The following is a 20,592-nucleotide window of genomic DNA, read 5'->3' on the forward strand; positions in this document are numbered from 1 at the left end:
GGCCTTCCGCACTCAGCTTTTAATAACTGGATTCATGAAAAACTTTTTACTGTTTGCGCTGATCGTGGTGATCAGCAGCAAAGGACTTCTCGCACAGGAAGTTCCCCTCACCACCTACGTCCCCACCAAATCCCAGTTGGAATCTTCCGAAAACCTGTTGCTCCCCGAACGGGCCAGCTACCACCGGCTGGAAAACCCAGCGCAGCTGATTGAAAGCCTTAGCCCCCGGAAGGATGCCCCCGCTACTCCGCGGGAATTCACCCTCCCCGACCCAGACGGGCGGGCCCGGAACTTCATCCTGACGCCCTACCAAATGGTACACTCCTCCGTCCGGGAGATGTTCCCCGAGCTGCTGACCGCCCGGGGGTACGATCAGGACCGCCCCTGGGTTTCCATCGTGGTGGACTGGACGCCCCACGGTTTCCACGCCAGCGTCCGCAACGGAGCGGAAGGCCATTGGTACATCAACCCCCTCCTCCCCGGAAGCCAGCAATTCTACCAAAGTTTCTACACCCGGGAGCTGACCGACCATGCGCATGAACCCGTCGAATGCATCACGGAAGAAATTCTCGCCCAGCCCGATATGCCCGATGGATTCCGGCCGAAGTCGGTCGGTGATTGCCAGCTCCGGGAATACCAACTCGCCCTGGCCTGCACCGGAGAATACGCCAACTTTCACGGCAATACGGATGCGGAGGTCTTTGGGGAGATGATGACGGCCATCAACCGGGTTAATCAGATATTCGGCCAGGACCTCTCCCTCCAGCTTACGCTCGTCAACCAGGTGGACATGGCCGGTAACATTGAACTGGTCTTCAATAACCCGTCTACGGACCCCTACACGAACAACGACCTCGCTCAGTTGCTCGCCGAAAACCAAACGACCTGCGACAACGTCATTGGCTCGGCCAACTACGACATCGGGCACGTCCTGGCCACCACCGGCGGAGGAATCGCCACCGTATTCAGCACCTGCCAGAACGGCTTCAAGGCCCGGGGAGCCACCGGGCTGAACAACCCCGTTGGCGATCCCTTCTACGTTGACTTGCTCGCCCACGAGTTCGGACACCAGTTTGGTGCGCGTCACTCCTTCAACTCTTCCAACGGCAACTGCTCCCAGCGTAACGGCCCCACGGCCTACGAACCGGGCGGCGGCAGCACCATCATGGCCTATTCCGGCATCTGTGGCCCGGCCGCCAACATTCAGTTTAATGCCGACGACTACTATCACGGTGGAAGCATTTCCGAAATTGCCAACTACCTGGAACTCAATTTCGGAGCCAGCTGTGCTTCCACCCGGTCCACCTCCAATACGGCTCCGACCGTTTCCGCCGGCGCCGATTACACCATTCCCACCAACACCCCCTTCGTGCTGACGGCTTCCGGCAGCGACGTGGACGGAGACTTCCTTACCTACTGCTGGGAACAGGCTGACCTCGGTCCGGCCGTGGACGCACTGCCCACGGGCAACGAAACGGAAGCGCCCCTGTTCCGCTCCCGCCCCCCAACGCCCGCTCCGGAGCGATACTTCCCCCGCCTGTCGGACCTGGCCAACGGCACCGTAGACTGGGAGGTGCTCCCCCTGGTTAGCCGGGATATGTCCTTTGTCGTTACCCTCCGGGACCTGCACGTCGCCGGAGCCGACGTTTACGGCTGCCCGGTTCAGGACGGTATGAACATCAGCGTCGTCAATACCGGAAGCCAGTATGCCGTCAATTCTCCCAACGGGGGCGAAAGATGGCAGGCCGGCTCCACCCAGACCGTCACCTGGAACGTGGCGGGCACTACCGGCAACGGGATTAATTGCGCCAACGTAGACATTGTCCTCTCCACCGATGGCGGCCTGACCTTCGACCAGGTGCTCGTCTCCTCGGTCCCCAACAACGGTTCCCGGGCCATTACCGTTCCCGCCATCACGCAAACGGATTCGCGGATCATGGTCCGCTGTAGTGACAACATCTTCTTCGACATCAGCGATGCCGACTTCAGCATCGAACAAAACGATTATGATTTCCGGGCTACGATCAATACGGGAATTGCCTGTGATGGCGCCAATATCGTCGATGAGTACAGCCTGGAGCTGGAAAGTCTGCAGGGCTACACGGGTACCGTTGACCTGAGCACCATCGGGCTCCCCGGGGGCATTAACCCCTCCTTTTCCATGGATCCCGTCGCGCTGGGCAGTGGTGACGAGGTGACGGTTTCACTGGAATTGAGCGGAGTAGCCGCCATCCCTCCGGGCTCCTACCCCTTCATCGTCCGGGCCAGTGACGGCGGTGCCCCCAAGGATCGTAACTACACCCTGGTGGTGAAGCCTACCCTGGCGGCCGCGACGCTGGTCAGTCCGGAGGACTGCGGCTTCCTGGACCCGGAGGCCGCCTTCTTTGACTGGGAAGCCGTTCCGAACGCCACCTCCTACGAGTGGCGCATGTACAGTAACCCCGCCGGTACGGGAGGCTTCAACTTTGCCACCACCACCAACTCGTTCATCAACTTCGGGCCGAATCTTCCGGTCAGCGATGGCGACATCCGGTACTGGGGCATCATTGCCGTTGACGAAAACTGTGATCCCGTAAGCCAGAGCGTCAGTGCCCTCATTAAGGTTCAGTTCGGCACCGCTCCCGTGCTACCCGTAGAATGGCTGAGCTTTCGGGCAAGCCAACGGGGGAAAACGGCACTGCTCGACTGGGTAGTTCGGCAGGACGCCGAACACCTCGGCTTTACCCTCCAGCGGCGCAATGATGAAGGGAGTGAGTGGGCGGACCTTCACTGGATCGACGCTCTCCCCGGTGAGGAAATCACCGAATACCGGTTCACGGATCGGGAGATCAACGAAGCCAGCACTTACTACTACCGTCTGCGGCAGGAAGATCGTGACGGGCAAACGTCCTTCAGCCCCATCCGAAGCGTCAGTTTCGACGGTACCGCAGCGACGGTTGTCTTTCCCAACCCCGCCGAAGACCGGGTCTTTTTGCGCACCGCCCGGGAATACACCAACTATGAGCTCTTTGACGCGCAGGGGCGGCGGCAACAATCCGGGCTAATCCAGGATGGCCGTGCGGCCATCGAGCTGGAAGCCCTTCCGGCGGGCGTCTATCAAATCAAGGTTGCCGGAGCGGGCGGCAGTGCCGTCGTTCGGGTTGTGCGGAAATAAATAAGTGCTTGATTGGACTTTAGTAATCGACCTCCATTTGGCCAGAATCCAAACAAGCTATAAAGTACGTGCGGCGGCCTCGAAGTTTCGAAGCCGCCGCACGTACCTTAAGGTTAAACCCGGGAAGTAGGGTTAATCCCTTTTCTTTTTGAAGTCCCCACGCTTCCAACCGTCGAAGAATTGCTTCCAGGCCACGGGGCTGAAAATATTCATTGGCGGACGCTGGCCGATATAATAGGTCTTACCGGCCTGTTGCCGCAGGTAGTAGCTGGCGTTTTCGGCCCCTGCCCGGGGAACGGTTTCCCGCAGTCGATCCAGCTTATCGGCGCTTAGGTTCTCTCGGGCGCGCGTTTGTAATTCCGGAGTGACGTCCATGGCCAGGAATTCCAGTTTAAAGTGGTCGCGGCTGGGCCAGGGAAATACGACCGTTTCCGGGAGGTTGATCGCGTCCTGGGTCATCAGTTGTACCATACTGTACTTGTCGTCTTCCAGGTCAGCGGGGATAATGTAGGTTACGTCTTCGTAACCGAGGGCGCTAAAGAGAATGGTATCCCCCTTATGGGCGACGATGCTGAAGAAGCCCTCCAGGTTGGCGTAGGTTCCCCGGCCATCATTCTTGATGAGGATGGTAGCGTAAGGGACGGGCTGCAATTGTTCGTTCGTTCCATCCAGAACCATACCGGAAAATTGCACCAGATCTTCTCCATTCTGGTCTACCAGCTGGGCACTCACGCCAAAGCTGAGGAGAAAAAGGGCAAAAAGTAGAAGTACGTTTTTCATAATCTAACACTGAATTCCGGACAAAGGACGCACATTCGCCCCTTTCCGTTGGATGGAGAACGCTTAGTTAACGAAAAATTACACCATTAGGGTTTAGCTGGAATGGATTATCCTTGTCTACTGCAGGGCAAAATCCAGGACTTCCTGCATCGTTTCGACGTATTTGATCGTCAGCCCCTTCAGGTAGCGCTCCTCGATTTCCCGGACATTTTTCTCGTTCATCTGGCTGAGCAGCACGGTTTTCATGCCCGCACGGCGCGCGGCCAGCAATTTTTCCTTAATACCACCCACCGGTAGCACCCGTCCGCGGAGGGTAATTTCCCCCGACATGGCCAGGTAGGGCTTCACGGGGCGGCCGGAGTAAATGCTGGCCATGGCCGTCAGCATGGTGATGCCGGCACTTGGTCCGTCCTTCGGGGTCGCTCCCTCGGGCACGTGAATGTGTAAATCGTGCTCTTTGAACTCGGTGATGTCTACCCCGAGATGCTTGGCGTTGGCCTTCAGGTAGGACCGTGCGGTAATGGCACTTTCCTTCATTACGTTCCCGAGGTTCCCCGTTTGTTGCAGGCTACCCTTCCCCGGACTGAGGCTGGCCTCCACGAAGAGAATTTCTCCGCCGACCTGGGTCCAGGCCAACCCGATGGCGACACCAGCCTGTTTCGCCTTCCGGTAGGGTTCCCGTTCAAAGCGACGGGGACCCAGAATTTCTTCCAGTGCCTCCGGTTCAATCTTTACCTGACTGGCTCCCTCCATGGCAATGGCTTTGGCCGCGTGCCGCATCAGCGCCCCCACCAGTCGATTAAGGCTACGGACGCCACTTTCCCGGGTGTAGCCCTCAATGGTGGCCCGCAGCGTGCTCACCGGAATTTTAACCTGGTTGGCCTTCAGTCCGTGGTCCTCCCGCTGATGCGGGAGCAAATGCCGTTTGGCAATTTCCAGCTTCTCCTCCTCGGAATATCCGCTGAGGTTAATGATCTCCATGCGGTCGCGCAGGGCGGGTTGAATGGCGGCAAAGTTGTTTGCGGTGGCGATAAACATCACCTTGCTGAGGTCAACGTCCAGATCCAGATAATTATCGTGGAAGCTACCGTTTTGCTCGGGGTCCAGGACTTCCAGTAAGGCGGACGACGGGTCCCCACGGTGGCTTTGCCCCACCTTATCGATTTCGTCGAGAATGAATACCGGGTTGGCGGACTGCACCTTCTTCAAGGACTGCACGATGCGGCCCGGCATCGCTCCGATGTAGGTCTTGCGGTGTCCCCGGATTTCGCTTTCGTCGTGCAAGCCACCCAGACTCATCCGTACGTACTTCCGGCCCAGCGCATCGGCGATGCTGCGACCCAGACTCGTTTTTCCCACGCCCGGAGGGCCCAGCAACAAGAGAATCGGGGCCTTCATGTCTCCCTTCAACTTCAGCACGGCCAGGTGACCGAGGATGCGGTCCTTGACTTTTTCCAGCCCGTAGTGGTCCTGGTCCAGTTTCCGGGCCACGGCCTTCAGGTCAAAATTGTCCTCGGTGTATTCCTGCCAAGGGAGGTCCAGCAGAATCTCCAGATAGGAAAGCTGGACGCTGTATTCGGCCACCTGAGGGTTCATACGCTTCAACCGGGCAACTTCCCGCTGAAAAGCCGTGGCAACCTCTTCCGGCCAGGCCTTGGCTTCGGCGCGCTTTTCCAGGCGGTCGATTTCGGCCTTGTTGGGGTTCTCCCCCAACTCCTCCTGAATCGCCTTCATTTGCTGGTTAAGGAAATACTGCCGCTGCTGTTCTTCAATGTCGCCCCGGGTCTTGTTCTCAATCTGATCCCGCAACTCCAGAATCTGTAGTTCCTTTTGCAGTTCCCCCAGGACCATTTCCGACTTACTCCCGAGATCATTGGACTCCAGCAACTCCTGTTTGACTTCCACGGGCCCGTTCAGGTTGCTGGAAATGAAGTTCAAAAGGTGACTGGGTTGCTCAATATTGTCGAGCATTACCTGGGCCTCGGTGGGAATGTTCGGGCTGAGTTCAACGGCCCGGCGGGCATTATCCCGCACACTGTCCATGGTGGCCTGAAACGCCAGGGGATTGAGGGTCGGGGTGTAGTGCAGGAGCTCTACCTCTCCTTCCATAAAGGGCTCCTGACTGACCATCCGGCGGCGGATGATCCGGTGGCGTCCCCGCAGTACGGCCGTCAGGCTGCCATCCGGCATCCGCAGCATTTTCAGGATTTTGGCAATCGTACCCACCTCGTAGAGGTCCTTCGCTCCGGGTTCCTCAACGTCCTGATCCTTTTGGGCGAAGACGGCCACGAGCTTGTTGCCCGAAGCGGCGTGGTTGATGGCCTTGATGGAACGATCCCGTCCGATGTTAATCGGGATTACGATCGTCGGAAACAGCACTGAATTTTTCAGGGCCAGTACCGGAAGGGAATCCGGCACTTCGTTGCTTTCCATTTGCTCATCTCCTTCTTCCGTTCCGATGAAGGGGAAAAGATCTGGTTCGTCGTCAAATCCGCGATTATCCATGGGGTAAGTTTCTTTTCGGTGAGCTTGCTGGTCGGTTCAGGTTAACAGGTAAAACAGCTTGAACCCGCTCAGAGTTTCCATCAATAATCGTGCCAAAGTGGCCATGTCGCCACCATGAATTACTGCGACCAATAAACTGCGTTGAAACTTTTGATCTACCAGAAAGAAAAACCCCCAAACCAATGGTAAGGGGGCAAAGAATGTGGTATGTCAGAAAGCTTTATCTATTACTGATTGAATCAAAATCCTCTGTGCAAGGATGGATGAAAATCAGTTTCTCTTATTCATAGCATTTTAGAGCCGTAGAGAAAACCTTCTCTTAAATCTGCCGAAAAATAGGACTTTTCTAGCTCGCAAGCCAATGCTTTCAATACTTTTTTACATCAGGGTACCCCATGATAGTGGGGTGAGCGGAAAAAAACGTGAGATTTGTCAGGATGGTTTCAGAAATAATCACAAACGTAACTGATTGTTTACGCGCACAATAGCTATGCATTTTTATAATTTATGAAATTATTGTTTCGACCCATCCTTCTTTGCTGCACCCGAGTGGAAATCCGCCAGATAAATCGGCGGGCGGGCGCAAAAAGATAAGACAGACTTAAATCCGGGAAAAGTATTGGCGTCTTGCGTAGGCATTATCTTGCCCCAAATCACTTCATCCATGCGATTTCTTTCCGTCATCCTGCTACTATTTGTTTCCCTCGGCGCAGTGGGCCAATCCAGCCTTTTACAATCCGGTCCCATGCTGGGTTATTGTGAACAACGTGAGGTACTCATCTGGGTACAGACCACGGCCCCGGCCACCGTACAGATTGTATACACCGACAGCCTGGGGCATCAATTCCTCACCGCCGAACACCATACGGAAAAAGCCTCGGCCTTCACCGCCAAACTCATCGCGGATGAAGTACAGCCCGGAGTTACGTACCAGTATGAACTGCTCATCAACGGCCAGGCCGTTGACCTGGACTACCCTACCACCTTCACCACCCAACCCACCTGGCGGTGGCGCACCGACCCGCCACCGTTTACCGTAGCGCTGGGCAGCTGCACCTACATCAATGAACCCCGGTACGATCGTCCCGGACCGGGCTACGGCAGTGAATACGAAATCTTCACCAGCCTGGACGAAAAGCACCCCGACCTGATGATCTGGCTCGGAGACAATATGTATTTGCGCGAACCCGACTGGTATACCAAAACCGGATATTTCCACCGCTTTACCCATACCCGCTCCACCAAAGAGATGCAGCCACTACTGGCCCGCACCCACCATTACGCTACCTGGGACGACCATGATTACGGCCCCAACAATTCTGACCGGACCTGGGTGCACAAGGACCTGGCCAAGGAAACCTTTGACCTCTTCTGGGGAAACCTTACCTCCGGTATTCCGGGTAGTGGGGAAGGCATCACGACTACTTTCCGGTACATGGACATCGATTTCTTTCTCCTGGACAATCGCTCCTTCCGCACCCCCAACGATCAGGAGCGCACGGACAATAAGACCCTGCTCGGCAAAGCGCAACTGGAGTGGTTGATCGAGTCCCTGATCTTCAGTGATTCCCCCTGGAAGATGGTGTGTATCGGCGGGCAGGTACTAAACAATTCCGGCCGGGGAGAGGCCTACCTGGTGCTGGCCCCCGAAGAGCAGGAGTACCTGCTGCGAAGAATCACCGAGGAGAACATCAGCGGAGTGGTATTCGTAGACGGCGACCGCCACCATTCCGAGTTCAGCGAAATGGAACTGCCCAACGGCAAAATGGTTTACGACATCACCGTCAGCAGCCTGACCGCGGGAACGGGCAACAACCGGGACGAACAAAACGACTTCCGGGTGGAGGGCACCCTTACGGTCCGGCACAATTTTGGCCTCCTCAATTTCAGCGGCCCGCTCCGGGAGCGTCAACTATCCCTTGATCTCTTCGACAAGGATGGCCAGCGCCTGTGGGGCAGAATCCTTCACCGGGAAAAGCCCAGTGAAAGCAAGGAATAGAATTTTCCGACATACCGTTAGGGCGACGGCCCCGAGTTTTGCTTCGCAGCTACCTTCGGTGGTCGTAACTCGTCGGGACCATCGATTCTAAATAGCATGCGACGGAGCGCAGGTGCAGTGAAACGGAACCCTCGTGCTCAGCCGGGGTACCAAAGAAATGTTTGAAGGAGTGAATGACTGAAGGAGTGAATGACTGAATTATTCAATCCTTCCATCATTCTTTCCTTCATTCCTTGTCCCCTGGCACCTGCGCGTAAGCGCCCTACATTAAACCACGATGTGAAGGGGGAGCTCGAGATTAGTCGTTGAAGACTTCTACTTCCCGGTTTTTGACCACCAGGTCCGTGAATTTACCCTTGAAGCGGGTGGCCTTCACGATGTGGTTGTCAATCCAGTGGTAGTTGCCACCACGGGGCTTGCCCATGAGCATACCGTGCCACTTGAAATTGTGGCGGTGGAGCCATTCCTCGGTTACTTCGCGGTGCTCTTCGGTACGGGAGGTGAAAAACGTAATGATGTGACCTTCTTCGTACCATTTATTCACGATGCGCAAGGCATCGGGATAGGGCAGACAAGTAGCCATGCGCTCGGGCTCCTCGTTGGGGATGTCGTCGCAGATCGTTCCGTCGATGTCGATGAGGAAGTTCTTGACGCCACTCGGCAGCACGGGGCTAATCAGTTCGCCTTTTTCGTTAAAAGTAGTTTCCAGGTTGGAGTTGGGAGTAGACATAAAAGGAGTAAGGTTACGTCCATTTGATTATTGAAACACAAAGGTAGGCATTAAGAACGGCTAGCCGGGGCCGTAAGACGTTAACCTCCGCTGAATTATGGGTGTTGGTTGCGCTAAATTTCTTTTTCTTTACGGCCGCTAAACGAATAAATACGATGCAACAGGTTGCTTTAGTTACGGGTGCTTCTTCGGGTGTAGGCGAAGCCCTCGCCCCTCTTTTGGCCAGCCAGGGATATCGCGTGTACGGCATGAGCCGACGCAGCGTGGACCTGCCGGGTGTAACGTCCTTACCCGCCGACGTCACCGACCGGTCGGCGCTCGATTCGGCCATTGCCCAACTCCTACAGGAAGCCGGCCGCCTGGACATCGTGATGCACTGCGCCGGCATCGGTGGTGCTGGTCCGGTGGAGCAAATGCCCACCGAACGGGCCCGGGCGATCATGGAGACGAACTACTGGGGGAGCTGGAATCTCTGTCAGGCTACCCTCCCCCACCTGCGCAAAAGCCCCCGCGGTCGTCTGCTGATGGTCAGTAGCATCGCGGGTTTTATGGGTATCCCCTTCCGGTCCATGTACTCGGCCAGTAAGGCGGCGCTCCAGGCGATGACCGACAGCCTACGCCTCGAGCTGCGGGGCTCCAATCTCCAGGCTACCTGTGTTTGCCCCGGCGATATCGCCACCAACATCATCGCCTCCCAGTACCGGCAGCCCTACGACGAGATCGATCCCCTCTACCGGCCACGCTACCAGAAGGCCGATGAAGGCATGGCCAGTAACGTTGGCCACGGTATGACTGCCCAGCAGGTCGCCGAAAGCATGATCAGCATCATGGACAAGGAAAGCCTGAAGCCCTACTACGTCATCGGCGAACCCATCCAAAAGGCCAGCACCATCGCCCGGAGGCTGCTCCCCGGTCGGACCTGGGAGTGGGTACTGAATAAGTATTACAGTTAATTCTGGTGGACGGCTTTCTTTCGTCGTAAATGCTTCTTGGCCGGTCGTCCTGATTAGCGTCATGTACCCCGCCGGGGCTATGTTCTCTGCATGAAAAAACCTTCCGGAGACAAGTCTGGTCTTCTGCTTCCCTTCATAACCAAAAAGATGGGCATTCAGGAGCTTCAGGCAGGTGTAGAGCTGAGCAGCCCGAACGCTACCCATTTGACCACCCAGGATCAGGTGAAGGGAAAAATTATCCTGATCAACAGCGGAAAAAGCAAGGTCTACATTAAGCACGGCAAAATCCACCTAAGCAGTGTACAAAAAGGGCCGTATGCGGATCACCTAAAGGGCTCTAAAACCGTCACCTTCATGGGAAAGCGGGAGCTAGCGCCCGGCGAGCGACTTGAAATCCCGGTTCCTCAATTGGGTCGATTTACCGACCCTTCCTACGCGGGTAGGATGCTCAGCCAGGTAAACCTCGTAAAAATTAGCCTGACCCGCCACTATCCGGTAAAGATGTCTTACACGGATAAGGTTCGTCAACTGGGACGCGGGCATGAATTTGACTTTCAGTTTGAGGTTCCCGTTTGCTTGCCTCCCGGTTTTTATTTCGCCTACCCCAAAGTCTGCGATATGGCTAAATTTGAGCCGGGATGGTTGTCGTGGGCCAGTATTGTCTACCTACTTCTCCTCTTCATTTGGGCCGTTGTCCTTGCCCTCTCTTTTTCGCTACACGTAATGGTGGTTGGAGCACTCGTCTCGCTACTGGCCTGGGCAACGATAAAACTATCGGCATTCAAAAACATCAGCCTCAAAGTAGCGGGAACTCCGGGCAGCTCCATGAAGGTCAGGATGCTCGACCTGGGGGATGAGTTTCGCGCAAGCCTGAGGGTGGGTTATCGGATCAACGAATACTACGAAGGTGCCTTCCAGCCCAAGGATGCACTGAGTAATGTGCTGCGAAAAGAATACATCGTGGGAGTTGATCAGGCCGCCCGAAACGACGGCCCGTTTCTGGTCGTGTCCCTACCATGGCCGGAAAAAGTATTTCCGGTATCCAGGAGTCTTGACACTGATCACCAGGGAGTTCACTGGGAGCTGGTACTGCAACGTACGTCCTTTTGGGGAAAGATATCCGAGTTGACCTGGCCCCTCCACGTGAATTGGGAGCACCGACCTCCCCCAGAAGAAATTCTGGAGCTGAAAGACCTGACACCAGAAAGAGAAATTCTTGGGGGTACGCCAGGAGCAACGAACAATAAGCAGTAATTCTCACTCTTTATCCTCGTCGTTTTTTCCCCTTGGCCGGTCGTATAGATTGGGAAGAAAGATTAAGATAGCTGATCTTCTTAACCACTCCTACAAGAACACCCAAGCATAAAACACCCACATGACCTACCCTAAAACCACGAAGCTTCTTGGTGACTGGAATTTACAGGTTGTCCTTTCCCTTGATCGGGCGGTGGGGCAGTACTTCGTGGTGGGTGATCACCTGAGTGGAAAGGTAGAGATCATCAATAATGGGACGACGCCAATTCCGTTACGCAGTGTCAACATTTTCCTCAACGAAAGGGTAAAGGGGGCTATAAAAACGGAACAGAGACTCCTGAAAAGCTTTTCGCTGATCGGAAAGACGGAGCTCCTACCCGGGCAGCGTAAAACCGTTCGCTTTCGTGGACTGGGAACCCTGCAAAATCCTAGTTTTCGAGGAAAACGTTTATCCGTTTCAAACCGGATTTCCGTCCGGGCGTATTCCGCCCAACCAGCCAACGTCTCCCTGCTCAAACAAATAAAACTTTGGGGCAGGAATCGCAATAATGAGTTCGCCTATAATTTCGAAGTTCCCACAAAACCTCAGAGGGGAGTTTATCAGGTAGCTCCCCGGCACCTCCCCACCAAGTGGCTCCCCTCCATTAACCTTAAATGGACGCCATTCCTGGTGGCCCTTCCGTGGTTGCTTTTTCTGCTACTTGAGGAAGCCCCTCCCATTTTTTTCCACTGGGCGGGTGTGTTGGTGATTCTACTCCTGATTGCGCTGATCATCGGGCGTATTACCCTATTCCGGGACAGCCCCATGGAAATCGTCGAATCCCCCGGAGGTTCTTTTTTGGTCCGCATGCTTGACCGTGGCGACAACAGCTGGCAATCTCTACACCTTGGCTACCGGATCACGGAAACTTATCTGAATGGAGAGGGCCAGCACGAAGAGAAGCTGGTCACTAAGACCTTGCACCGAGGCGCCTATAGCCTGAAAGAAATTGGTCAGGTCAGGGGGAGTTTCATTGAAGCCCGCCTTCCCTGGCCCAAAGACTTTTACCCCAACCTCAAGTATGCCTCCGGCCAGGGTTTCGGCTGGGAATTCACCCTGCTGCGCAAAAACATTCTCGGTAATTGGGCCGAAGTTAAGTGGCCCATCAACGTCAGCTGGGAGCACCTCCCACCGCCCGAAGAAGTGCTGGAGCTGAAAGACCTGACACCAGAAAGAGAAATTCTTGGGGGTACGCCAGGAGCAACGAACAATAAGCCGTAAATCTCACTCTTTATCCTCGTCGTTTTTTCCCCTTGGCCGGTCGTAAATTTTGGAAAACCCGGGGCCAGGACCGCATCTTCCTGAGCGAAAACACCCGCTACCCGCAATGACCTACCCCACCATCACCAAAAAGCTGGGCGACTGGGAATTAGAAATTACCCTGACGCTGGACCGCAAGCCGGGCCAGGATTTTCGGGTGGGTGACCAAATGAGTGGGAAGGTGGATTTAAGCAATGTGGGCAAAGCCCCCATCCCCCTGATGAGCGTTAACTTATTTCTTTCCGAAAGGGTCAAGGGGCCAAACACGTCAAATCAGGTGCTGCTCAGTGACGTTACCCTCCTCCAGGAAGAGAAGCTGCAAAGTGGCCAACGCAAGACCCTCCGCTTTGAGGATATTGGGAGCTATGCCCACGAAAGTTTCCGGGGAAAGCGAATGAGCATTACGAACCGGCTTTCCCTGCAGTTGACCACCTCCCGAATGTCAAGGGGTGCACTGCTCAAACGGATGCAAAACTGGAACACCTATTTTGGGGACAAGCTCACGAGTAATTTTGTGGTCCCTGTAAAACCCGGAGTGGGTAGCTATCGAATTGACCCGAGGCCCCTGCCGGCGCGCTGGCTCCCTTCCTATCAATTCCTCTTACCTCCCGTTGGCTTACTCTTTGCGGTGGGCATCGCCCTTGGGCTGGAGAACCTATCCATGGGTACCTTCCACCTACTCGGCGTTGCGGCCCTGCTTTCCCTGATATTCACCTGGCTTTGGCGCATCTCCCTGTTCCGCGACAGCCCCATGGAAATAGTAGCCACTCCCGGGGAAGCCTTCCTGGTGCGGATGCTGGACCGGGGAGACGACAGCTGGGAATCCATCCACCTGGGCTATCGGGTGACGGAAAACTACTTCAGCGACAGTGATTCCAACCATCGGATCGTTACCCGCACCCTCCTCCGGAAAGCCTTTCCGCTCAGGGATATCGGTCGGGTGAGGGGAAGTTTCATCGAGGCCCGGCTCCCCTGGCCCGAAGATTTCTATCCCACCCATAAGTACCCATCCGGGCAGGGGTTTGGCTGGGAGTTTTCGCTGCTGCGTAAGAATTTCTTTGGGCACTGGTCCGAGGTCAGCTGGCCGGTCAAGGTCCGGTGGGAGGAGTTGCTTCCCCCGGAAGAGGTGCTGGAACTGCAGCCACTCCCGGCCGAAGCAGAGCGTTCGAAGGAGGCCGCCCCGGTTACCCGCCGGCTAGTCAGAGGGTAAATGCCTCCGTTCCGGGTCCCACTCGTCGGATTTCCCGGCAGGTTCATCGGAGGAATTCGCGGCGGGTGCCCGTCGGGTGGACCTTTGCCGTGGGTTAAGGGAGAATGATTTCGCTTCCTTCCCCGGTCCCCCCCACCTACCCTATCCGTCATGATACGTTCCCGGCAAAGCCTGCAAATTGGTCAACAACGACTCCTCGTGGAGTTGCGGCTGGACGGTGGTCACCGGGATTACCTGTATACCGGAGAAGCCGTCCGGGGGGAACTCGTGCTCACCAATACCGGAGAGGGTCGTCTGGTGATTGAGGAGGCCGACATCCGGTTGGCGGAGGTCCGCCGTTCCAACAAAAAGTCATATACCAAGCCGTCGTGGGATAGCCTGTCGCTCGGCAAGATAACGCTGGAAGCCGGGGAGAAAAGGGTGATCTCGTTGCGGGAGCTGGACAGTTTCCAACAACACAGTTTTAGCTATAAGCACCTTCATTACGAAAACCAGCTGGTGATAGAAGGCTTCGCCTACGTATCCAGCTGGGCGCCCGAACGAAAGAGCCACCGACAACGACCGTCGGCCCACGATTTCCGGGTTACGCTTCCCGTTCCGGTCCGTAAGCCCCCCAGCTTTTACTACGTTCCGGAGGGCCTTTATTCGACGGAGCAGTATTCGGGCAGTGCCCTGCTGTCCCTGCTGGGGCTCATCGGAGGGTGGATTTATACTACCATGAAGTTTGAGCTTGATCTGGTCCTTTCCCTTCACCTGCTGCTGGTGTTGGTCGTGCTCCTGATTACCGCCGCCCGCTTTCAGAACCTCACGGTTTTCCGGGAGACGAAGGTGGAGATTATTCCCAATCCCGGAGGCCCCATGGTCCTGCGAATGCTGGACCTTGGGTCTGCCTTTCAACGTTCGCTGCGGGTAGGTTACCAGATTTTTGAGCAGTTTGAGCTGCGGGAGGAAGGCCAGGTCATCACCCGGCGTGCCCTACTGAAGAGCACGGTGGTCCGGGTCGCTGATCACGCCCAGCCACACGGCCCCTTTCTGGAGCTGAAACTACCCTGGCCGAAGGAATGCTTTCCCCTCCCCGTCATGGGCTCCAAGAACCCCAGAAACCTTCACTGGCGCATGGTCGTATGGCATACTTCCGTGTGGGGAAAGGTGGCCGAGGTATCCTGGCCCCTGGACGTCCGGGAGGAACGATTAGCCGTTCCGAAGGAGGAAAACGATACCCTGGACTTACCGTTGATCGAGCCGGCATCATTCCCCGATCGGGCGCCAACGCCCCTTCAGGCCCAGCTGGATGACGATTCAACCCAATAAAACGACGCTTCAACCCATCGGCCTTGCACCTGCGGCCACGCCCCCTGCTTTTTTGTCTCATAAATACACCCCAAATGACTCCGCAAGAACTTTCCCGTATCAGCAACGGATTTTACCCCGAATACCGCTCCTTTGCCCTGACGCTGACCAGGGATGAAGACCGGGCTGCCGACCTCCTTCAGGAGGCCATTTATCTGATCCTGAAGCACCACGAACGATATACCAACGGGACGAACCTCCGCGCTTGGGTCAAGACCATTATTCGCAACCTCTACATCAGCAATTACCGTCGGGGGAAGCGCCGGCAAACCCTGACGGAAAATCGCCCCCCGGCGGAAGGCTGGATGACCAATAAAGTGACCGACAACCCCGCCGAAGCCAACCTCAACGCGGAAGGAATTATGGAGTTCGTCGACGAACTTCCCGAACGGTTTCGCCGGTCTTTTCTGCTGCACTACCAGGGCATCAAATACGAAGACATCGCCAACATTACCGGGGTCCCCGTCGGGACGGCCAAAAGCAGGGTTTTCACGGCCAAAAAAATGCTGAAGGAAAAATTGGGGCCCATTTTCCGGAAGTAGCACAAAAATTAACCAAAAAGATCAACCATTTGGTTAATCGTATAGTTATAGGGTCACGCCCGGAGCAGGTTGCGGCATAAAAACCAGCGTCCCATGCTTCGGGCTAGCTTTTACCCCAGAATTAACCATTTAGTTAAACCCCTTAGATAGTCCTCGTATGACCCTCCTGGAAATTCAGCAACTCGGCTACCAACACTATCCCGAACTACTTGCCTTTGCCATCAGCCTGACCCGGGATGAGGAGCGCGCCCGTGACCTGCTACAAGACGCCTTCTTCCTGCTGCTGAAGCACCGGAAGAAATTTACCGCGGGATCGAATTTCCGGGCCTGGGCCAAGACCGTGATCCGGAATACCTTTCTGACCGGCTACCGCAAACGCAAGCGGCGGGAAAGGCTCCGGGAGGAATACGCCGTTACTCCGGACTGGGTGGACCCCGGTTCCACCACCAATCCCGCCGAAAGCCAACTGGGGGCAGAGTACATCCTGGAAGTAGTCGATCAACTACCGGAGCGGTACCGGCGGGCCTTCCTGCTGCACTATCACGGCGCGAAGTACCGGGACATTGCCAGCTGGACCGGGGTACCCGTGGGCACGGCCAAGAGCCGGGTGTTTACGGCCAAGGCCCTGCTGCGGGAGGCCCTGGAGCGGGGAGGGATGGCCCGTGGCTAACGGAAGTCTTCGGTAGCGGATGTGGGGGAGCCCGGCGGGGGACATCGTCGTTTAGACAACGCTCCTCCCTCCCGGGAGCACATCCCACTTCTTCCACCACATTCCCGACCATGCGCAATCCGCTTCCTTCCCTACTGCCACTGGCCCTCCTGGCGTTTCTGTACGTTGGCTGTCAGCCACCCGACCCCGCCGAAACGGCGGATATCCGTAGCCCCAAATGGGAGAAGATAAGCCTGGATTTCGGGGGGCCCAGTTCCGCAGAAATGGCCGAGGATAATCCGTTTCTCCACTACCGACTCGACGTTCGGTTCTACCACGACGACCGGGTGTTCACCGTTCCCGGATACTACGCCGCCGACGGAAACGCCGGAGAAACCAGTGCGGATACGGGCAGCGTCTGGCGGGTCAACTTCCGCCCCGACGAAGAAGGTCTCTGGCGGTGGGAGGCCGATTTCCGCCGGGGTGACCGGATTGCGGTCAGTGAAGACCCCGGGGCCGGTGAGCGCCTTTCCCTGACCGGCCAGGAGGGTACCATCTTTGTCGACCCTCCGGCCGAAGGAGAACGGGGACGGCTGATGCGCACCCACCCACGCTACCTGCAGTGGGCCGAAAGCAAGGACTTTTTTCTCAAGGGCGGGGCCGACAGCCCCGAGAACCTCCTGGCCTTCAAAGACTTTGACGGCACCTACCGCCACAGCAATGATTTTCGGGACGGCGAAAGCAAAACGGAGGGTTTGCACCACTTTACGGCCCACGAAAAAGACTGGCGGGAGGGTGACCTCACCTGGCAGGACGGTAAGGGTAAGGGGCTCGTCGGTGGGCTCAATTACCTGGCCCAAAAGGGGATCAACAGCGTCTACATGCTCACGATGAACATCAACGGCGACGGCAAGGACGTCTGGCCCTACACCAGTCACGAGGAACGTTATCGCTTCGATTGCAGCAAACTGGACCAGTGGGAGGCCGTGTTCGACTACATGGACGATGAATTGGGCATGATGCTTCACCTGGTCATGCAGGAAACCGAAAACGAGACGCTGCTGGACGGCGGCGATACCGGTCCGGAGCGGTCCATTTACTTCCGGGAGCTGGTGGCCCGTTTCGGGCACCACCGGGCCGTGACCTGGAACATGGGCGAGGAAAACGGTCCCAACAGCTGGTCGGAAACGGGAGCCCAGACCAACGAGCAGCAGGCCGCGGGAGCGGCCTGGTTCGCCAAAAATGACCCCTATCAGGGTTACGTGGTCGTCCACACCCATCCCAATGAAGAGGAATTCGCCAAGATTTATACACCGCTGCTGGGCAACGATGACTTCGACGGGCTCAGCCTCCAGATCGGAAACCCCGCCCAGGTCCACGAAGTGACCCGCAAGTGGCTGGCCCTGACCGCCGATGCCGGAGCCCCCTGGATCATGACCCTGGACGAGATCGGCCCCTGGTACCGGGGGCTGGACCCCGACGACCGGGCGCCCCACAACAATCAGGATTCCGTGCGGGCCCTGTCACTGTGGGGCAACCTGATGGCCGGAGGTGCCGGGGCGGAATGGTACTTCGGAGCCTTCAGTCCGCACAATGACCTGGGCATGGAGGACTGGCGCAGTCGGGACCGGGCCTGGACCTGGACGGCCCACGCCATCAATTTCTTTGGGGAGCACGTGCCCTTCGCGGAGATGGAAGCCGCCGATGAACTGACCCGGGAAGGGGATTTCTGCCTGGCCAAACGCGGAGAGTTTTACCTGGTCTACCTCCCCTTCGGCGGCATCGGCAGCATTGATCTGACGGACGCCGGCCCGGAAGACACCTTTGAGGTACTGTGGTTCGACCCCGCAAACGGTGGGGCTCTGCAGACTTCCGATCTGCTCAGCCTCCAGGGAGGTGGTCTTCACGACCTGGACCTTCCTCCGGGAGCTGCCGACTGGACGGACCGCAAGGATTGGGCGGTGATTATTCGCCGGGAATCAGAATCCTAGGTTGTAGCCCAGGCGGAACTGGGCGTCGGTGTAACCGGGTCGGGTGGAGGTTGTTCCGGCATTGATGACGGAAATATTTGCCGTAATGCCCTGCTTCTTGCCGAGGTTATAATTCCCCCCCAGGGTTGCCTGCAGGATTCCGGCGTTCTCCCTGGGTAAGCCCGGCGTTATGGCCGTCAGGTCCGTAGTTGTCCAGTTATAGTTCAGCGAGAGGTTGATTTTCCCTTTTTCCCGGAATGCTTTCCGGGAATAGCCCAGGGAAGGTCCCAGCGTGTTGATGTTTACGTCCGGCGTTTGATTACGATGGTAAAGCATACTGGCCGACAGCGATCCCGGCGCCTTCTCCGGAGCGTAGGTATAGCTGATCATCAGTAGGGAGAAGGTGCTGGTCTGGCCGTCATCGACCCGGTCATCCCGGATTAGGGCGGCCCGCTGCAGGCCCGCCGCTCCCACAAAAACATGTTCATTTTTTGCACCCACCAGCACGGAGGTAGTCAGGTCGGCACTTTGCTGCGTCTGCGCCAGTACGATACTATCGACCAGCAAGTTATTCAGGGCGATGGCCTTGTAGCGGTTAGTAGAAACGAAATTGCTGAGACTGAGGGAGGTATTCACCTTGGCCGAAATGGCGTAGTTGATGCCGAGGGACCCCACGAAGCGATTGAGGGAGGCTGCGGAGGCATTGTCGAGGTCATTCCTCTGGATACCGATCTGGGTGTTGATGTCCACCTTCTTTTTGAAGAGTGGCGCGCTGAATCCGGCCGTGAAATTTTCCAGGTCGTTTTGAAAAAACAGGCTACCGTGAGTGCGATATTCCGGCCCGATTCTTTCGTACTGAAAATTTACCTTCCCGAAGGAGGGGGACAATCCGATGCGAAGTTTCAGGGCGTCGCTGGCGGTCGTACTCACCCGCGGAGAAAACAACCCGAAAAGACGGACTCTTCCCGAGGGGTTTTCGAGTAGTGGAGACCGTTCATCTCTGGTCAGTACGGACCGTGCCCATTCCCCTTCGACGCGCAGAAACTTACTGAGTTGGTGGCCGCCGGAAAAGCTGAGGACCATATTCCGTTCCGGGTTGGCGAGCAAGAGCGAATCCTGGGGATTGGCGTTTTCCAGCTGGTCTGCGGAAGAAAATACGGAGGCCATCAATTGGGATCCTTCCCCGCTATCAAAGCCGAACTTCACTCCCGTTCCGATTCGCCGAAAGTCCGTTTCCAGGTTTTGGATGCTCGAAATATCCTGAATCCGGGCTCGGCGTAACTGACCACGCATCCCGGCGACGTAAAATTTACCCGGTTTTAACTCGAAACCAACACCCCGAAAATTCACTCCCGCGAGGCTGTAGGGGGAAAAATTCAAATTGCGATCACCGGCGTGCAACGTGATCCAGCGATAGGTCGGGCTTACGCCGACGAAGGAGTAGCTGGGTAGATTGTACAGGGTATTTCGATTCGAAATGGCCGCCGAAAAGGGCGCCTGGATGCCCAGAATATCCAGGTTAACGGAGGCATTCCCGGACCAGTTGAAGGGTTGGTTTCTCGGCAGGGCTCCACTTCCTCCTTCATCAAAATAATTATATCCGACCTGCCCTCCGAGGTTACCACTTAAACGTAAAATATCCTTGGCCCGGAGGCGCTCTGAGATGTCGGAGAAAAACCCGCCAACATCCTGGGCCACCAGAGAAGTGGTAATGAACAAAAGGAAACCAATGAGTCCAGTCCGCATAAATTAAATAGGGTCTCGGTGACTAAAAGTAAGCTTCCGATGGGCGGTATACAAAATTTTTTGCGCGGACGCAGGTGCATTGTTTCTACCTAAATGCAATCACCTTACTTGATGTATCGACAGCACTTGTCATCACAACTTTATTCTCGCCTGCTACTACCCTTCTGACACCCCGGGATTCATCACCAATAAATATCATTAAATCACTAATTATCAACATTTTAAATTCAAGAATAAAAATAACCTTTGGGATAGTCTCTCCGCTTGCGGGCTAAGAATTATCTTAACACATCCAACACCTATCTGAGAAGCATTTTTTTCTTGGCAAAGGCTGGCTTGCATCATCCTTTTAACGGGTGATGCCGACGGAATTTCCGGCCTTCAGGGCCTAGTTATTGCTTGTATTTTTTACCCATTCACGAAGACTCAATACGCTTAATCCCAACACCA

At 56.1% G+C, this 20,592-nt stretch carries 14 protein-coding genes; 10 read left to right on the forward strand and 4 right to left on the reverse strand.

The annotated features are described in order from the left end of the window. Positions 1–34: 34 nt before the first annotated feature. Complete coding sequence (locus tag E1J53_RS22855; RefSeq protein WP_173021612.1) at positions 35–3,154, forward strand: reprolysin-like metallopeptidase; 3,120 nt, start codon at positions 35–37, stop codon at positions 3,152–3,154. A gap of 132 nt (positions 3,155–3,286) precedes the next feature. Here E1J53_RS22855 and E1J53_RS22860 read toward each other — a convergent pair whose 3' ends face one another. Beyond that, a complete protein-coding gene (locus E1J53_RS22860; RefSeq protein WP_134273645.1) occupies positions 3,287–3,934 on the reverse strand; it encodes a carboxypeptidase-like regulatory domain-containing protein in 648 nt (215 codons plus the stop codon). Positions 3,935–4,051: 117 nt separating this feature from the next. After that, entirely contained in the window at positions 4,052–6,439 is a 2,388-nt protein-coding gene (gene lon / locus E1J53_RS22865) for an endopeptidase La (protein WP_134273644.1), read from the reverse strand. A 664-nt stretch (positions 6,440–7,103) separates the two neighbouring features. Between lon and E1J53_RS22870 the strand changes: the two genes are divergently transcribed. Then, complete coding sequence (locus E1J53_RS22870; RefSeq protein WP_134273643.1) at positions 7,104–8,438, forward strand: alkaline phosphatase; 1,335 nt, start codon at positions 7,104–7,106, stop codon at positions 8,436–8,438. A 298-nt stretch (positions 8,439–8,736) separates the two neighbouring features. On the opposite strand, the gene E1J53_RS22875 is transcribed toward E1J53_RS22870, so the two are convergent. Beyond that, on the reverse strand, positions 8,737–9,168 hold the full coding sequence (locus tag E1J53_RS22875; RefSeq protein WP_134273642.1) for a phosphoheptose isomerase: 432 nt from the start codon (positions 9,166–9,168) through the stop codon (positions 8,737–8,739). Positions 9,169–9,323: 155 nt separating this feature from the next. Here E1J53_RS22875 and E1J53_RS22880 point away from each other — a divergent pair, with 155 nt between their 5' ends. The 8 genes from E1J53_RS22880 to E1J53_RS22915 all read left to right on the forward strand — a co-directional run bounded on the left by E1J53_RS22880 (position 9,324) and on the right by E1J53_RS22915 (position 18,417). Next, positions 9,324–10,121: an SDR family oxidoreductase gene (locus E1J53_RS22880; protein ID WP_134273641.1), complete on the forward strand. Its 798-nt coding sequence runs from the start codon at positions 9,324–9,326 to the stop codon at positions 10,119–10,121. A 90-nt stretch (positions 10,122–10,211) separates the two neighbouring features. Continuing rightward, positions 10,212–11,375 carry a hypothetical protein gene (locus tag E1J53_RS22885; RefSeq protein WP_134273640.1) on the forward strand — a complete coding sequence of 388 codons (1,164 nt, stop codon included), beginning with the start codon at positions 10,212–10,214 and terminating at the stop codon, positions 11,373–11,375. 121 nt (positions 11,376–11,496) lie between these two features. After that, the gene (locus E1J53_RS22890) at positions 11,497–12,636 is read left to right on the forward strand and encodes a hypothetical protein (RefSeq protein WP_134273639.1); all 1,140 of its coding nucleotides are present in this window, start codon (positions 11,497–11,499) and stop codon (positions 12,634–12,636) included. Positions 12,637–12,742: 106 nt separating this feature from the next. Further along, positions 12,743–13,885: a hypothetical protein gene (locus E1J53_RS22895; RefSeq protein ID WP_134273638.1), complete on the forward strand. Its 1,143-nt coding sequence runs from the start codon at positions 12,743–12,745 to the stop codon at positions 13,883–13,885. Between the two features lie 150 nt (positions 13,886–14,035). Continuing rightward, positions 14,036–15,196 (forward strand): hypothetical protein, encoded by a 1,161-nt coding sequence (locus tag E1J53_RS22900; RefSeq protein WP_134273637.1) that lies wholly within the window; start codon positions 14,036–14,038, stop codon positions 15,194–15,196. Between the two features lie 74 nt (positions 15,197–15,270). After that, entirely contained in the window at positions 15,271–15,777 is a 507-nt protein-coding gene (locus E1J53_RS22905; RefSeq protein WP_134273636.1) for an RNA polymerase sigma factor, read from the forward strand. Between the two features lie 157 nt (positions 15,778–15,934). Then, positions 15,935–16,447, forward strand: a complete 513-nt coding sequence (locus E1J53_RS22910) for an RNA polymerase sigma factor (protein ID WP_134273635.1) — start codon at positions 15,935–15,937, stop codon at positions 16,445–16,447. A gap of 110 nt (positions 16,448–16,557) precedes the next feature. After that, positions 16,558–18,417, forward strand: coding sequence for a DUF5060 domain-containing protein (locus E1J53_RS22915; RefSeq protein ID WP_134273634.1), 1,860 nt, complete (start codon positions 16,558–16,560; stop codon positions 18,415–18,417). Here E1J53_RS22915 and E1J53_RS22920 read toward each other — a convergent pair. Next, a complete protein-coding gene (locus tag E1J53_RS22920) occupies positions 18,406–20,142 on the reverse strand; it encodes a hypothetical protein (protein WP_134273633.1) in 1,737 nt (578 codons plus the stop codon). The genes E1J53_RS22915 and E1J53_RS22920 overlap by 12 nt on opposite strands. Positions 20,143–20,592 lie beyond the last annotated feature (450 nt).

Origin of the sequence: Lewinella sp. W8, from assembly GCF_004375085.3 — a bacterium.
Classification (GTDB): Bacteria; Bacteroidota; Bacteroidia; order Chitinophagales; family Saprospiraceae; genus Neolewinella.

What these genes read in the sequence shown, in the direction of transcription:
- E1J53_RS22910 (WP_134273635.1), top strand. Translation starts at nt 15,935, where the DNA reads ATGACCCTCCTGGAAATTCAGCAACTCGGCTACCAACACTATCCCGAA.
- E1J53_RS22880 (WP_134273641.1), top strand. Translation starts at nt 9,324, where the DNA reads ATGCAACAGGTTGCTTTAGTTACGGGTGCTTCTTCGGGTGTAGGCGAA.
- E1J53_RS22885 (WP_134273640.1), top strand. Translation starts at nt 10,212, where the DNA reads ATGAAAAAACCTTCCGGAGACAAGTCTGGTCTTCTGCTTCCCTTCATA.
- E1J53_RS22915 (WP_134273634.1), top strand. Translation starts at nt 16,558, where the DNA reads ATGCGCAATCCGCTTCCTTCCCTACTGCCACTGGCCCTCCTGGCGTTT.
- E1J53_RS22905 (WP_134273636.1), top strand. Translation starts at nt 15,271, where the DNA reads ATGACTCCGCAAGAACTTTCCCGTATCAGCAACGGATTTTACCCCGAA.
- E1J53_RS22900 (WP_134273637.1), top strand. Translation starts at nt 14,036, where the DNA reads ATGATACGTTCCCGGCAAAGCCTGCAAATTGGTCAACAACGACTCCTC.
- E1J53_RS22875 (WP_134273642.1), bottom strand. Translation starts at nt 9,168, where the DNA reads ATGTCTACTCCCAACTCCAACCTGGAAACTACTTTTAACGAAAAAGGC.
- E1J53_RS22895 (WP_134273638.1), top strand. Translation starts at nt 12,743, where the DNA reads ATGACCTACCCCACCATCACCAAAAAGCTGGGCGACTGGGAATTAGAA.
- E1J53_RS22920 (WP_134273633.1), bottom strand. Translation starts at nt 20,142, where the DNA reads ATGCGGACTGGACTCATTGGTTTCCTTTTGTTCATTACCACTTCTCTG.
- E1J53_RS22870 (WP_134273643.1), top strand. Translation starts at nt 7,104, where the DNA reads ATGCGATTTCTTTCCGTCATCCTGCTACTATTTGTTTCCCTCGGCGCA.
- E1J53_RS22860 (WP_134273645.1), bottom strand. Translation starts at nt 3,934, where the DNA reads ATGAAAAACGTACTTCTACTTTTTGCCCTTTTTCTCCTCAGCTTTGGC.
- E1J53_RS22855 (WP_173021612.1), top strand. Translation starts at nt 35, where the DNA reads ATGAAAAACTTTTTACTGTTTGCGCTGATCGTGGTGATCAGCAGCAAA.
- E1J53_RS22890 (WP_134273639.1), top strand. Translation starts at nt 11,497, where the DNA reads ATGACCTACCCTAAAACCACGAAGCTTCTTGGTGACTGGAATTTACAG.
- lon (WP_134273644.1), bottom strand. Translation starts at nt 6,439, where the DNA reads ATGGATAATCGCGGATTTGACGACGAACCAGATCTTTTCCCCTTCATC.